This is a genomic window from Clostridia bacterium (assembly GCA_017410375.1).
Lineage (GTDB): Bacteria > Bacillota > Clostridia > RGIG6154 > RGIG6154 > RGIG6154.
The window spans coordinates 79016-93559 of record JAFQQW010000016.1; the positions used below are offsets into that span (position 1 = coordinate 79016).

The 14544-nt window shown below is 39.6% G+C and carries 13 protein-coding genes and 1 tRNA gene; 2 read left to right on the forward strand and 12 right to left on the reverse strand.

Annotated features, from left to right (window positions below):
• Together uvrC and IJE10_02405 are read right to left on the reverse strand one after the other, a co-directional pair.
• A complete protein-coding gene (gene uvrC, locus IJE10_02400) occupies positions 1-1812 on the reverse strand; it encodes an excinuclease ABC subunit UvrC (protein MBQ2966958.1) in 1812 nt (603 codons plus the stop codon).
• A gap of 55 nt (positions 1813-1867) precedes the next feature.
• Positions 1868-2131, reverse strand: coding sequence for an HPr family phosphocarrier protein (locus tag IJE10_02405; protein ID MBQ2966959.1), 264 nt, complete (start codon positions 2129-2131; stop codon positions 1868-1870).
• Positions 2132-2354: 223 nt separating this feature from the next.
• On the opposite strand from IJE10_02405, the gene IJE10_02410 reads away from it, so the two are divergent.
• Positions 2355-3575, forward strand: coding sequence for an MFS transporter (locus IJE10_02410; GenBank protein MBQ2966960.1), 1221 nt, complete (start codon positions 2355-2357; stop codon positions 3573-3575).
• A 45-nt stretch (positions 3576-3620) separates the two neighbouring features.
• Here IJE10_02410 and IJE10_02415 read toward each other — a convergent pair whose 3' ends face one another.
• The 7 genes from IJE10_02415 to IJE10_02445 form a co-directional block, all read right to left on the reverse strand.
• The gene (locus tag IJE10_02415; protein ID MBQ2966961.1) at positions 3621-4817 is read right to left on the reverse strand and encodes a coenzyme F420-0:L-glutamate ligase; all 1197 of its coding nucleotides are present in this window, start codon (positions 4815-4817) and stop codon (positions 3621-3623) included.
• Positions 4818-4926: 109 nt separating this feature from the next.
• Positions 4927-5003 (reverse strand) — tRNA-Pro (locus tag IJE10_02420).
• Positions 5004-5119: 116 nt separating this feature from the next.
• A complete protein-coding gene (locus IJE10_02425) occupies positions 5120-5896 on the reverse strand; it encodes an SDR family oxidoreductase (GenBank protein MBQ2966962.1) in 777 nt (258 codons plus the stop codon).
• 8 nt (positions 5897-5904) lie between these two features.
• Entirely contained in the window at positions 5905-6771 is an 867-nt protein-coding gene (locus IJE10_02430) for a glycoside hydrolase family 16 protein (protein ID MBQ2966963.1), read from the reverse strand.
• Between the two features lie 12 nt (positions 6772-6783).
• Positions 6784-7944 carry a galactonate dehydratase gene (gene dgoD, locus IJE10_02435; protein ID MBQ2966964.1) on the reverse strand — a complete coding sequence of 387 codons (1161 nt, stop codon included), beginning with the start codon at positions 7942-7944 and terminating at the stop codon, positions 6784-6786.
• Positions 7945-7946: 2 nt separating this feature from the next.
• The gene (locus IJE10_02440) at positions 7947-8627 is read right to left on the reverse strand and encodes an MBL fold metallo-hydrolase (GenBank protein ID MBQ2966965.1); all 681 of its coding nucleotides are present in this window, start codon (positions 8625-8627) and stop codon (positions 7947-7949) included.
• Positions 8628-8644: 17 nt separating this feature from the next.
• On the reverse strand, positions 8645-10063 hold the full coding sequence (locus tag IJE10_02445; protein MBQ2966966.1) for a beta-galactosidase: 1419 nt from the start codon (positions 10061-10063) through the stop codon (positions 8645-8647).
• A gap of 144 nt (positions 10064-10207) precedes the next feature.
• Here IJE10_02445 and IJE10_02450 point away from each other — a divergent pair, with 144 nt between their 5' ends.
• The gene (locus IJE10_02450; GenBank protein ID MBQ2966967.1) at positions 10208-11002 is read left to right on the forward strand and encodes a helix-turn-helix transcriptional regulator; all 795 of its coding nucleotides are present in this window, start codon (positions 10208-10210) and stop codon (positions 11000-11002) included.
• A gap of 21 nt (positions 11003-11023) precedes the next feature.
• On the opposite strand, the gene IJE10_02455 is transcribed toward IJE10_02450, so the two are convergent.
• The 3 genes from IJE10_02455 to IJE10_02465 form a co-directional block, all read right to left on the reverse strand.
• Positions 11024-12397 carry a hypothetical protein gene (locus IJE10_02455; GenBank protein MBQ2966968.1) on the reverse strand — a complete coding sequence of 458 codons (1374 nt, stop codon included), beginning with the start codon at positions 12395-12397 and terminating at the stop codon, positions 11024-11026.
• 1 nt (position 12398) lies between these two features.
• Entirely contained in the window at positions 12399-13325 is a 927-nt protein-coding gene (locus IJE10_02460; protein ID MBQ2966969.1) for a dihydrodipicolinate synthase family protein, read from the reverse strand.
• A gap of 353 nt (positions 13326-13678) precedes the next feature.
• Positions 13679-14542 carry a helix-turn-helix transcriptional regulator gene (locus tag IJE10_02465; protein ID MBQ2966970.1) on the reverse strand — a complete coding sequence of 288 codons (864 nt, stop codon included), beginning with the start codon at positions 14540-14542 and terminating at the stop codon, positions 13679-13681.
• Between the last annotated feature and the right edge of the window lie 2 nt (positions 14543-14544).

The following is a 14544-nucleotide window of genomic DNA, read 5'->3' on the forward strand; positions in this document are numbered from 1 at the left end:
TCACTTTTTTGTTTCATAAAATTCTTTGATTTTTTCTGCCAAAGAATAGCTAATTCCTTTTACTTCAGCAATTTCTTCGACGGTTGCTTTTTTTAAGGTGTCAACGGTTGAAAACCGTTGCATCAAAGCGTTGTAACGACTTTTGCCCACTCCGGGGATAGTTTGCATTTCGCTCTCCAAATTTTTCTTTCGACGCAACAACCGGTGATACGTAATTGCCACCCTGTGCATTTCGTCCTGAATTTCGGTAATAAGCGAAAAACTCTTTGTTCCGCGCGGAATTTCATATGTCCGTTCCCCGTTTGTTATGCCGTTCGTCTTATGTTTATCATCTTTAAAAATACCGAAAATCGGTGTTCCGACATTGAATTGTTCTGCAATCTCTTTTGCAGAATGCACCTGGCCGACACCGCCATCCACAAAAATCAAATCCGGTGCAGTGCCGAATTTTTTATTGTCCGGATCATTTAAATATTTAAATCTGCGTTCCAATGTTTCACGCATTGCACCATAGTCATCGTTTTTAAGGGATGTTTTCATCTTGAATTTTCTGTATTGTCCCCTTGCGGGAACACCGTCCTGAAAAACAACCATGGACGCTACCACTTCACTGCCTGACGTATGGGAGATGTCATACGCTTCGATTCGTTGCGGAAGGGTTGACAATTCCAGGTAATAAGCAATTTGTTCGATCGCTTCTTTTTTCTCTTTGTTTTTGTCTTCTTTACGGTATTTTAACCGCATGGCCTCAACCGCATTCTTTTTTGCCATTTCCAGAAAACGAACTTTATCTCCCCGTTGTGGCATATGAATAGAAACCTTGTTCCCTCGATGCAAGCTTAGGAATTTTTCCATTTCCTCTACCTCCGCGATATCGCATGACAGGTATACTTTTTTAGGGATATCGAAGGTCTGGTAATATTGTAATAAAAAGGCGCGCATAATCTCGGCATCTTCTTCGTTTTTGGTGTTGTTCATGAAAAAAGCCTGCTTATCCGTAAGTTTTCCACCACGAATATACAAAAGCTGTATGCAAAGTCTGTCGTTTTCCTTATACAGATACACAACATCCTCATTTTCATTACCAACCGATACAACTAACTGTTTTTCCATAATGTGTTCAAGCGCACTTAATTTATCACGGTAGTCCGCAGCGAGCTCGAAGTTCAGGCTTTCGGACGCTTCATACATTTTTTCCTTTAGCATTTTGTAAAACAAATCGGGTTTTCCGTTCAAAACATCTGCAAGAAAGGCAATTTTTTGAGCATACTCTTCTTTGGTGATTGCGCCGATACAAGGTCCGTCACATATTTTAATATGGTGATTCAGGCAAGGCTTTTCGCGCTCTGTCAGCTTTGAGCATTGTCGCAAACGAAAAAGCTTGTTAAAAGCATCTATAATTTGTTTTACGTTCAGACCGCTTATAAACGGTCCGAAATATTTTGCACCATCATTTTCCACACGACGTGCCAAAATAACGCGCGGGTATGGTTCGTTGGTAATTTTAATATAAGGATATCCTTTATCATCCTTGAGTAAAATATTGTATTTAGGGCGATTCTTTTTAATGAGGGAACACTCTAAATTCAGCGCTTCAATTTCAGAATTCGTTAAAATATACTCGATGTGATCAATATGCGAAACCATAGCCAGCACTTTTTCGGTATGGTTGCTGTTTTTTACAAAGTACTGATTTACACGGTTCTTTAAATTCTTTGCTTTGCCGACATAGATGATTTTATTGTCCGCATTATACATAATATAAACGCCCGGATTTTGCGGTAAACTGTGCAAAAACTTTTTATCCACCATTGTAAATCACCCCTTTAAAAAATATTGCCCACTTTGATAAGCGGGCAAACAAATATTATTCAAAAAAATCATTGGATACCAATGTACAAACACCGTCAAGTGCTTCCTGTTCATCCGGACCGTCAGCAATAATCTTAATTTCAGTACCTTTGATTACACCTAAGGACAAAACACCGAGCAGGCTTTTCGCATTTGCACGTCGCTCATTCCGTTCAACCCAGATCGTACTTTTAAATTCATTCGCTTTCTGTATAAAACAAGTGGCAGGCTTTGAATGTAATCCAACCTGGTTCTGAACAATAACGACTTTTGATACCATATATGTTTACTCCTTCAAAAATAAATCATTATATATATAATACTAAATTTTTTGAAATAAGTCAATAGAATTTTACAAAAAATCATTGTAATTTGTTGAAAAAACGAACCTGAAAAGGCAAGTTTTAATTAATTTCTCCTAAAAAAACAGATTGACTTGCCTCTTTAAATATGGTATAATCACGGGTGAAATAGACATTATAGAACACAAAGGAGACATCGTGATGCCTGAAAAAAACAAAAAGTTTCTGCCATACGTTATTTTGTTCACCCTAATGTATTTTACAAGCTATATTACGCGAATCAATTACGGTGCAGTAATCGCAAACATCGAAGAGGTTGAAAAGATTTCTAAGGAATTGTTATCTCTTGCTATAACCGGAAGTTTTATAACCTATGGTATAGGTCAGGTTATCAGCGGATATTTAGGCGACCGCTTTCAACCTAAAAATTTAATCGGATATGCATTTTTGGTAACCGCTACAATGAATTTACTGATTCCGTTTTGCACATCTCCTTATCAGATGACGGCTATCTGGTGCGTGAACGGTTTTGCGCAGGCATTTATGTGGCCGCCTCTTGTACGCATCGCATCTGAAATTTTTACACCCGATGAATACGCGAAAGCAACAACCTACATATCTTTCGGCGGAAATTTTGGTACAATAGCAATCTATCTGATTGCCCCGGCAATCATTATGCTGGCAAGCTGGAGACAAGTGTTTTATGTGACTGCCGGCTGCGCAATCGTGATGTTTTTACTCTGGTGTAAATTCTGCCCTAAAATCACTTCCAAAAAGAAAGAAGTTGTTCCGCAGGAAAAAATTTCTTCGGAAAATTACATCGGCAGACATCCGATTTTTTCAATCATGATGGTACTTGTAATGGTTGCTATCGCCCTGCAAGGCTCGTTAAGAGATGGGATCACAACCTGGATGCCGACTTTTATTTCGGAATCCTTTAACCTGGGTAGTAAAATTTCGATTCTTACGGGTGCGATTTTGCCTATTTTCGGAATTTTTTCTATTCAGCTTACTTCAATAATTTATCGAAAAAAGTTTCAGAAAAATCCGCTTTTATATGTTGGCATCATTTTTATGATTGGTGTAGCTTCAACCCTTTGTTTGTTGCTTTCAAACGGAAAAAGCGTGGTTTTATCCGTGTTATTTTCTGCTTGTCTTTCCGGCACAATGCATGGCGCAAACTGGGTTATGGTTTGCATTCTTCCGATGAATTTTAAAAAATTCGGTAACATCTCTACGGTTTCAGGTGTACTCAACGCCTGCACATACGTTGGAAGCGCACTATCGGCGTATGGTATTGCCGTTCTTTGCGAAAACTTCGGCTGGACCTTTACGATTGTAATCTGGGGATTGATTGCTCTGCTGGGTGCATCCATTTGTATCGGCTTTTCGAAAAAATATAAAAACAGAATTTTGAAATAAAATAAAATAAGACGGACATTTGTCCGTCTTATTTTTTTACTGTTATCAGTTTGTGTAATTATCAAAGTAACCCTGAACCAGGATGACAGGTGTACCTTTGTCACCGGATCCGCTGGTTAAATCACAAAGTGAGCCGATAAGATCGGTGAGCTGTCTTGGGGTTGTGCCCTGGGATGCCATGTTGCCCACCAAGTTACTCTCTTTGGAACGAATACTTTCGGAAATCGCTTTTTTAAGTTCTTCGCCCGAAAGATCTTTATAATCGTTATCAGCCAGGTATTTAAGCTTAATTTCGTTTGGTGTACCAATAAGTCCATCCGTAAATGCAGGAGAAACAACCGGATCGGCCAATTCCCAGATTTTACCCTGCGGATCTTTAAAAGCACCATCGCCGTAAACCATAACTTCAACATGTTTTCCGGTTTCTTTTAAAATGCTGTCCTGAATTGCAACAACTAAATCTTTGCATTCCTTGGGGAAAAGTTTAATCTTTTCTTCGGTGGATTTATTAGAACCGAGAAGTCCGTATTTTTCGTTGCAGCCACTGCCGTTAACAGAAGCAGTCATAATATCATCCAAACCACATACGATTTTTGCACCTGCAGCTTTTAAAATACGCTTTGTTCTTGCTCTGGTATGGATGTCGCAGGTTAAAACACAATCGGCATAATCCAGAATTGCTTTCGGCTGGTTTGCGAAAATAATTTCAACTTCAGCACCTTCTTCACGAACGATGCTGCTGTAGTATTCTACATAATCAACACCTGTAAATTCGTGCTTGTTTTCGCCAAACAATTCGCGGTACTTTTCAAGAGAAAGTACATCGGAATAAGGATTTATACCTGCTTCATCAATTTTGTCTAAATTTACAAGTTCGTTACCCACTTCATCCGAAGGGTAGCTGAGCATAAGCACAATTTTCTTTGCACCACGTGCAATACCTCTTAAACAAATGGCGAAACGGTTACGAGAAAGAATCGGGAAAATAACGCCAACAGTCTCACCACCAAGCTTAGTGCGTACATCCTGCGCAATATCATCAACAGAAGCGTAATTGCCCTGCGCACGTGCTACAATAGATTCTGTTAAAGCGATAACATCTCTGTCTCGAAGCTCAAAACCTTCTGCTTCGGCTGCTCCCAAAACGCTTTCGGAAACAATTTTTACCAAGTCATCCCCTTCTCTGATGATGGGACAACGGATACCGCGTGAAACCGTACCAACTCTTCTTTCATTGCTCATTAAAATCATCCTTTCACTGCTGAACCAATTATCCAAAAAGGATAAAAACTCCATTTGTCTAAAAAAGAATAAAAAAGTGTTCACATCGAGAGTCGTGAACACTTTTTTATGGTCGAGGTGACAGGATTTGAACCTGCGACCTCTGCGTCCCGAACGCAGCACTCTACCAAACTGAGCCACACCTCGAAAACATGAATAATTATAGCACTAATTTACTTTAAAGTCAAGAGTTTTTTTGAATTTTTTTAACTTTTTTCAACATGTAGTGCGTCGGTATATATCCGACGCACTACAAAGGCTATTTATTCCGGTATAATAGGATAAAGTTGAATGGTGTTCCCGCCATCAACCACAAGCTCTGCACCCGTGGTGTTTCGGGCATGTGCCGCAAAATACCACACAGCATCTGCTACATCCTCGCCTATTGCCACATCACCTAACGGTGTGAATCGTGAAGGAACTTTTGCATAAAACTCGGGATTTTTCTCCCATCTGTCCGTCTTAATCATACCGGGCAGGACCGCGTTAACACGAACATTGTATTTTCCAAAATCCAATGCCATAGCACGCATCATACCGAGTTGTCCGCTTTTGGATGCTGAATACGCAATGCGGTTCGGAATCGCACGGTATGCAGTGTTTGAATTTATAAAAATAATATTTCCGCCACCGTGCGCTTTCATCCGTTTAACCGCGTGTTCGCTTAAGCAATAATTCCAGACCATGTTTGTATTTATAACACGCATAAAGTCGGTAAGCGGATTTGAAAGAGCCTCAATCCCTAACCCTTGGTCGGCAGCATTTAAAACAAGTGTTTCTACAAAAATCCCTTTAGAATCCAAGTCAGAAAAAAGAGCTTCGACAGACGTTTCATCCACCGTATATGCATTTAAAAGCGAGTCGATATGATATCCGTATATATTTACATTCGGAAACTTTTCCTGATATTCTTTTTCTTTTGCATGTACCTTCTCTGCATTTCTGCCGGTGAAGACAACATGATATCCTTCTGTCGCGAACTTTTCAACAATTGCCACACCGGTATTGATGCACGCACCTGTTATTAAAACTGTTTTCATATTTTTCCTCATTTCACTTTATCATATACTCTGACGAAATCCACGATAAATGCATCATCGACAAAATCACCATCAATCTCATAGGGGGCTTTTTCAGTCACTTTTCCTCCTTGACCTAGCAGTTTTTTTACTTTTTCTTTCGAGCGATACCCTTGCACTTCAGTCGTCAACAAAATAAACTGCGGTACTTGGGAAACGTGTTCGCTGCATCTTGAAATTTCTTCACCGTCGCAATAGAATACATAGCCGTCCGGTTGCCAGTCCATACCAAAGTAATGCCATCCATCTTCGGTATCTTTCAGATCATAACGCACGCGACCATCTTCGTGGTATTGAATGCCGTAACCGCCCATAATGTTGCCAGTTGAGCCTCTGCCACGTTCAAAGTGTTCCATGATGTCCGATTCCACACCACACCATTCCGGTTCAAATCTTGCGCCAATTGTCGGTGACTGTGTCCAGAATGCACTCCACATGGTTTCGGGGTCTTTCTGGAATTTGCAACGGCATTCATAATATCCGAAGCGGTGTACAAACTTAGGCTCTTCCAGAATACCGAGCGGCCAGATTTCATCCTGTCCCCAAGGGTTGTCGCTTCCTCCTTTAGGAATGTCAAAAGAATTGGAACCGGTTTGTAATTGCGGAGAAACATAACAGCCGTTCCGCTCTGTTCTATGTAATTCAATATGACTTTTTCCGTCTAAAACGATACCCTGATCGGTATAAGCTTCAAAGAGTTTGCCCCAGAAATTTAAACGAAAATCCCATTTGGTACGGTCTAATTCGATACCATCAAATTCATCTGCCCAAACCAGTTTCCACTCACCCTCGGGCAAAAAGCTCGGCTCGTGTCCTTCTATTTCAAATTTTTTCATTTTATATACTCCTTAAAAATAAAATTCAGTTTTCGCAGGGCGAATGTCGGTAAGCGCCCCCGTATAATGTCTTAAAGTATGCGGTTGATACGGGTGCTTCAAGCATTCTTCTTCATTAATTTCAATGCCAAGTCCCGGCTTGTCCGGAATAAACATAAATCCATCTTCATATTTCAAATCTTCGTTTGTGATATCCTTACGGTAGTCCACATCCGAATACATAATTTCCAAAATACTGAAATTCGGACTGCAGGCTGCAAGCTGAAGTGTTGCGGCGTTTGCAACCGGACCGCTGGGGTTGTGGGGTGCAAAGCCAACATAGTAAGGCTCTGACATTGCACCGATTTTACGCAATTCACCAATACCACCTGCATGACTAATGTCAGGTTGAATATAATCGGCACAACGTTTTTCCAAGAATCTTTGATATTCCCATCTGGTGTATGCACGTTCCCCTGCAGAAATCGGAACGGGAGATTTTTTCTTCACTTCTAATAATGCATCAATGCTGTCCGGCGGTGTGGGTTCTTCAAAAAGCATAGGTTTAAACTGCTCTAATTCCTTTGCAATTTTAATACCGGTTGCAATATCAAATCTACCATGGCCTTCAATCAGCAAATCAACCTGAGGACCAACCGCTTCACGCACTGCTGCAACACACCGAAGTGCTTTATCCAGTTCCCGGTTGGAAATACTTAAGTAGTTTTTGCCGAACGGATCCCATTTCATGGCAGTTACACCTCTTTGAACGGCAATTTTCGCTTTTTCGCCGAATTCTTCCGGTTCTTTTGCGCCTGCAAACCAACCATTTACATAAATGCGTACCTTTTCGTTCATTTTGCCGCCCAAAAGCTGGTAAACCGGAACATTTAAGCTTTTGCCTAAAATATCCCACAGTGCCATTTCCACTGCAGAAAGTGCGGACATCAAAACCGCACCGCCGCGCCAGTATGCATCTCTGTAAATGGTGTGCCAATGCTTCTCGATTTCAAAAGGATTTTTGCCGACTAAGTATTCTTTGATATGTTCAACTGCGCCAACCAAAGCTTTTTCTTTGTATTCAAGGGTAGCCTCACCAACACCGTCAACACCCTCGTCAGTGTACACCTTCACAAACACCCAGTTGGTTCTGAAACAATCTACCACAAAGGTTTTTACGTCTGTAACTTTCATTTTTAATCCTCCAATACAATTTCTTTGTAAATTTCGGGTACCACTACCCTTTTATACTTAAAATTTGTTGGATATAACTCGTCATGCAAGCCCCAATGAGTCGGAACGGCTATTTGTGGCTGTACTTTTTCAGCAAAGCGCTCTGCGTCCTGCTGATTCATATTATTCCCTTTGCCGTTCATCACCACAAACAACGCATAGATGTCATCAGGAATGTCATCAAAAATATCTGTATTGTAAAGTGTGTCCCCTGTTATGTAGTATTTTTTGTTACCATCATCAACAATTACGCCAATCGGATGAATATCCGAGTGTTCTGCTTTGACAGCGGTGAATTTCACGCCCTTCTCCGTCCACTCGGTGTGGCGGTTAAATTTTACATAATTGTGATTGTGTCCGAATTTACGAACTTCACTCCAGGCGGCCTCGGGTGCTAGCACCAGTACACCTGAATCGTTATCCAAATAATACTTAAGCGTTTCGGGATCCACATGATCTAAGTGGTTATGCGTAAGTATGATTACATCGGGTTTTATCTTCAAAAAAGATTCGTCTACGGGTTTTCTACGGTAACTTAAGGGGTTAAGCTTTTCACAACTTGAAGATAAATACGGGTCAATTATAATTGTTAAATCGTTGGTTTCAAATAAGAATCCTGCTTGTCCAAGCCATGTAATTTTCATATTTACAAAACACTCCTTTATTCAAAATCAATAAAATCTTTGCCAAATAACAGAACGAGCGGTGTGTCTTTTACCGGTAAATTCTTTAAAATTACCGTACCGTCATCGGAAACCGATTTAATTTCTTCAGGGATTTCATACACCGTACCGTCCATAACATCTGCAAGATATACTTCCTCGCCCATGCTGGAGGCTTCAATGGATACAGACCCCATAAATGATGTTGTCATGATGTTTGTAGGTTTCCAGTAGGCGTATGCATAACAACCATTTTTTTCAAAACCACCTGACAGCATTTCGAATTCCGAAACAGACATTTCATAAGTGTTATCGTCAAATCTTGATGGCATAACAAGTAATGGCAGGTCAGCATTTGTAATATCATCGCTAAAAAGTGAAGCGATGTTTTGCAGCACATAATAGGAGGGCTTTTTGCTGTAACTGCCAATTGCAAAACCGTTCTCATCAAAATCTGCACTTAAAACGCCAAAATAACCGTAATCCTGATAGCTGGATTTATCGCTGTTTAAGCCGTTTAATGCTTCAATCATATCCATTGTGGAAAAGTAGGATGTAAATTTAACACCCGATATTAAATCTACCATGGTATGACGTGCAAGTTGTTTTGCTTGTCTTTCAGGTGTCCATGCCATCCAATGAAGCGCGCCGTTACCGCCACGCTTGGATTGTGAACCGGATTCGCCCTGAACAACTTCAATATTCGGGTTATATTTGTGCGCCAAAGCTCTGTATGCGCGCACTTTGTTTAAAACCTCGGTTTCGTCCGAAGTGTATTCGTGATAAGAAATTGCATCTAAGTATGTACCCATACCGGTTTGAAATGCTTCGTTCAGGTATTTTGTTGCAAATTTACATGTCACACCGCCGACCACTTTTGCGTTGCAGTCAGCTTCTTTTACAAATTTGGCAGTTGCAAGTGTGAATTTGCCAAGTTCGGTTGCGTTTACACCATGTTTCCAACACCACAAACCGTCAGGCTCGTTCCATACCTCATAGTAATCAATACGTCCTTTAAAGTGCTGAGCTGTAGCTAAAACATAGTTTTTCCATGCTGTTTTTTCCTCTTCTGTATGAATTGGAGGACATCCAACGGCGCCAAAAACATTTTTAGCAGATTCTGTATATAAATCATTGCCGTAACACAAGCAAAGCCACGGCTTTAAACCGCGTTTGATGAGATTATCTACTACATCATCCAGCCATTTGAAATCATATACGCCTTTTTCGCGTTCTGTTCTTTGCCAGCCTGATTGCAAGCGCACCCATTTGATGCCAAGCTCACCCACCGGGTCATAAGCTTTGTTTGGATCAAAAACATTTCGGTCAAGTTTTTCAAATCCGATGCCGATTCTTGACGCTTTAACTTCGGTTGATTTTTTCGGTTTAATTTTACCGACTTTAATTAAACGGTCCACAACAAACATCCTTTCGTTACTGAATTATAAAATAATTATTATTGACAATTTAACGCTCTAATGTTAGAATACAATAAAATAAACAAAAAATCTATTTAAATTCTTATTTATTTTTTTAGAAATCTTACTTTATAGGTGATTGGTATGGATTTTGAAATCATTAAAGCAGGCTTTTTCGACAGCAACATCGTATTTAAAAATGAAACCGGTGCAGAAACCGTCGACCGTCTTGTTACATGCTACGAAATTGAAATTTTTACAGAAGGAAACGGCATCTCTTATATTAACAGGGTTGCACATCCGATTCAAAAAGGATTTGTTCTGCTCGCGAAGCCCGGACAAATGCGACACAGCAAGCTCCATTTCCAATGCAATTATATTCATCTGAATTTTAAAAACGAAGTACTTGAGTCACAAATAAACGCACTTCCTGATTTTTTTGAAATCAGCGGCGAGCAAAGATACCATGATATTTTATTTAAAATTTTAAATGCAATGGATGGCGGATTTGTGGCAAGCAACTTATACATCAACAGCAAAATATATGAACTGCTTTATATGCTTTGTACTGATGCAACAAGAATTCAAAGAACTTCAGTCCGGTATGATAAAAATACACTCTTGCGCGCACAGCAATATATAAATCAGAATTATAATCAGAATTTATCTTTAAAAGAAATTGCAGGTTGTGTAAACTTAAGTCCGATTTACTTCCATAATCTTTTCAAGGCTTTTACCGGAAAAACACCACACGATTATCTACTGGAAGTCCGATTGTCGCGAGCGAAGCATTTATTGTCTTTTACACAGATGTCTGTAGAAGAGGTTGCGTTCAAAACAGGCTTTTCATCGCAAGCATATTTTAATGCTGTTTTTAAAAAGGAATTACATACAACACCCACCCAATTTCGTAAGGATGAAATGTTAAAATACGAATAAAAGAGCGGAATAACCGCTCTTTTATTCTATTTTTATTCTGTTGAATGTAATGTAGTTTGTATCGTGATAGGTTTGTGCGCCATTGGTTGCGGTTCTGCAAAGAAAAATAATTTCATCGCCCTCAATTTCAAAATCCACATACTGGTAGCCGTATTTATCGGGGTTTTTGTCCAGCATATTGATAACATCTTTTTCCACGACCCAGTTTTCTAAATCAGAAGAAGACATCAAAGACAAAAGGGTTCTTGCGGTTTTATGCTCTGCATCAATAATGCGGGATGCAATTGTATAATATTTTTCTGTCCGTTCATCAAATTTGATTACAAATTTAGAGTGGTTAGCCGGAAATTGTATGCATTTTTCGTATTTCAAAGGATTCTCGGGATTTTCTGTATCCACCTTATATACAACAGCAAGCCCGTAGCACGGCTCTGTTTTACGCATGTCGTAACGCATAACATTGTAGAGCTGATTGTCTTTTACAACCAGGCAGCCTTCTATGTTACCTGTGCTTGGACCTTTGGCAACGCCAACCCACTCCGGATTATATTTAACCGGCTCGCTGAACATCCAGTTTTCCGGATTCAGTAAATCACAGCCTATGGGCGCCGACATGACCATTGCAGCATGATATCCTGCGCCCCAGGAACCCCACTCCATGGTATTCCATATTCTGTCGTTAAATTCTACCACCGGTTGCGGATTTTTATGAACGCCTACGCTTTCATTCTTTCCGTTGCAGCCTCTGAACAACACAACAGGCTCTGTAAAACTTTTTCCGCCGTCAACCGATTTACCAATCAGTAAGTCTCCATACTCTGTAGAAACCGCCAGAACATAAAGCTCGTTCTGGTAAATAAACATTTTGCTCCAGAAAGCCGGAAAAAGTTCGCTTACATATTGCCAGGATTTACCGTTGTCGTCCGAACGATATATCAATGTTAAATTCTGTGGATAATTTCCTTTAAACAAGTCCATGGACGCAAGCAAAAATCCTTCGGGGTGCCGAACAATGGATGGACTGCAAAGATACTGTCCCGAGAAATAGTATGCGTTGTCTTCCGGGTGTAAGTAATTTACAACCACATCCCCCTCGAACGCACCGCATCTTGCAAGACGTACAAGACTTTTCTTCTCATTGCATGTTACATAAAAAGCATATTCCTCATTCTCAGTCAGATTGTTGATTACAAAATGATTTTTTACTGTTTCTCCCGCCTTTTGAAATACAGTTTCATGCTTTTTTCTGTAAAAAACTGCACATTTCCCATCAACAGGAAGCCAGCTTAGTTCAATTTTGTCCACATCGGGCGCAACACGCGAAATATAAATATCTCCACAGTCGGAAAGAAGCGGTTTAAAAGGTGTGTAGCTCCAACCTATATGTTTTTTCATATCAATACTCCTTTAAAAAATCTTTTCTGATTATTTCGCACAAATCATGCATTTGTGTGACGCAAAGCTTTTGATATTTTGTTAATTGCTTTTCATCACAGCTCCTTGCATATGCATCCATAACGACCGCATATTGATTCAGATGATATTTTGCAGTGCATGGATATGCAGGATTTTCAGTAAACGCCATCATGCTGAGTGCATTCGATAACACTTCTGCTTTTTCGGGATATGCTTTAAAATTTTGGCAAAGCCAGACATATAAATCGGGATGAAAATTTGCCATAATACCTGAATAACCGCTTGCGCCCTGTTTTAACGCATGCAGGCAGGTTTGTCCGTTTGCATTAAAAAGCTTTAAAGTTGTTCCTCTTAACAATCCAAGGCGTTCGGATAACAATTCAGGGTCACAGCACGTATCTTTGATAAATGCAAAACGTTTTTTCGTCAGACACCATTTAAATATTTCAGTCGTGAGTAACCGCTTATAAGGTTTAGGACATTCATAAATACCGAGCGGAATCGATTTATTTAAAGATTTTTCCAAAAGTTTTTCTGCATTTTCAATCCAGATTGCGTCACCGTCATTGTGTAAATCTAAGCGGTTACTTACCCAAACAAATGCATCAATGCCTGTTTCGGAAATTCTATCCATTTCTTCGGCTTGTGCTTCGATTGAATCTGCACAATGACCGGAAGCAACAACCTTGAGTCTGCCATTTGATGCATCAACAACCGCTTTGGCAAGTTGCACACGTTCTTTTAAGCTCAAAAACTGCATTTCGCTGGATTGACAAACCGCAAAAACACCGGAACACCCGTTTTTAACGTAAAAATCCACTAATTCTGCAACCGCATCAAAATCAATCTCTTTGTTTTTGTATGGGGTTATCATGGTCGGGTAAACACCATTTGGAATTTCAAACATAAAAACATCTCCTTTCAATCTTAGTATAGCAGATTGAAAGATGTTAGAAAATAGCTTTAAACGACAAATAGATGTCCGAAACGGACATCTCAGACTGTCGAAAAAGTCGTTCTACCGCAAGCAAAGAACTATTTGTTATTCTGAGCGAAGCGAAGAATCTCCGGTTTGAACAGATGTTGAATGGAGCGGAATCCATCGAGGATTCCACTCCATTTCTTGCTTTTTGTCAATTTGAACTCTACCGTACCTCTGTACGCCGACGAATTCAAATTGACAAAATATAACTTCCTTTTTCGCACTCTGACAGCGTGTCGATAGGTTTATCGACACGCTGAGATGTCCGAAACGGACATCTATTTTTTTATGGCACTTCTAAGTTCAGCAGGTGTCATACCTTCTTGTTTTTTAAAGAATTTGCTTAGGGAATATCGGTCTGAAAAGCCCGTTTGAGATGCTATTTCAGATAAAGTAAACTCTGTTTCTAATAGTAATTTTTTTATTTGTTCTGCTTGAATTTGTGCTTTTATTTCACGGAACGTCATGCCCGTTTCTTCTTTAAAAATACGACTCAACTGTCTTTCGCTCATGAAAAAATTTTCTGCGACATCCGAAAAACGCATGTCGTTTAAAAGATTGTCACGGATATATTTTCTGACATGACTTGTAAGTGTGCCGTTTTTCATTTTCGGCTCAATCGAAGTGTTTCGAACATCTGCAATTACATCCGTAAGTTGCACAAAGATATTGTACAGGCAATTTTGTGAAAAATTATAACTTTCAAAATAGTTTTCCGTCGCACACTTTAATATACTCTCAACCATGATTATCGCTGGTTCTGGCATTTTTTTAACGCATGCAATTTTAGCGCTGTGAATAAGTGATGATGATATTTTATGATCCTCGACCGCAAAACCCCAGACAAATTTTTCAAAATCATCTGAAGCATTTGTAAAGCGATGTGATTTGTTAGGCGGAATCAGGATAAAAGTATTTTTCGACGTGTTTAATATTTTGCCGTCAATTTCGAATTCACCCATCCCATTAAGACATAGATGTAGTTCAAAAAAGGAGTGCCTGTGTTGTTTGTAGTTCCATGTTTCAAACTGATTAAATGCCACTCTGCACCAATATGTTTTCAAGTGTATTGGTTCAATACACTTATTCCAGTCAATTTTACTGATTTTTTTGGAGGCAAGAACTCTTTGCGATTCAGTCATAT

Excerpts from the sequence above, each read along its gene's own strand:
- uvrC (MBQ2966958.1), bottom strand. The coding sequence starts at position 1,812 with ATGGTGGATAAAAAGTTTTTGCACAGTTTACCGCAAAATCCGGGCGTT.
- IJE10_02405 (MBQ2966959.1), bottom strand. The coding sequence starts at position 2,131 with ATGGTATCAAAAGTCGTTATTGTTCAGAACCAGGTTGGATTACATTCA.
- IJE10_02410 (MBQ2966960.1), top strand. The coding sequence starts at position 2,355 with ATGCCTGAAAAAAACAAAAAGTTTCTGCCATACGTTATTTTGTTCACC.
- IJE10_02415 (MBQ2966961.1), bottom strand. The coding sequence starts at position 4,817 with ATGAGCAATGAAAGAAGAGTTGGTACGGTTTCACGCGGTATCCGTTGT.
- IJE10_02425 (MBQ2966962.1), bottom strand. The coding sequence starts at position 5,896 with ATGAAAACAGTTTTAATAACAGGTGCGTGCATCAATACCGGTGTGGCA.
- IJE10_02430 (MBQ2966963.1), bottom strand. The coding sequence starts at position 6,771 with ATGAAAAAATTTGAAATAGAAGGACACGAGCCGAGCTTTTTGCCCGAG.
- dgoD (MBQ2966964.1), bottom strand. The coding sequence starts at position 7,944 with ATGAAAGTTACAGACGTAAAAACCTTTGTGGTAGATTGTTTCAGAACC.
- IJE10_02440 (MBQ2966965.1), bottom strand. The coding sequence starts at position 8,627 with ATGAAAATTACATGGCTTGGACAAGCAGGATTCTTATTTGAAACCAAC.
- IJE10_02450 (MBQ2966967.1), top strand. The coding sequence starts at position 10,208 with ATGGATTTTGAAATCATTAAAGCAGGCTTTTTCGACAGCAACATCGTA.
- IJE10_02455 (MBQ2966968.1), bottom strand. The coding sequence starts at position 12,397 with ATGAAAAAACATATAGGTTGGAGCTACACACCTTTTAAACCGCTTCTT.
- IJE10_02460 (MBQ2966969.1), bottom strand. The coding sequence starts at position 13,325 with ATGTTTGAAATTCCAAATGGTGTTTACCCGACCATGATAACCCCATAC.
- IJE10_02465 (MBQ2966970.1), bottom strand. The coding sequence starts at position 14,542 with ATGACTGAATCGCAAAGAGTTCTTGCCTCCAAAAAAATCAGTAAAATT.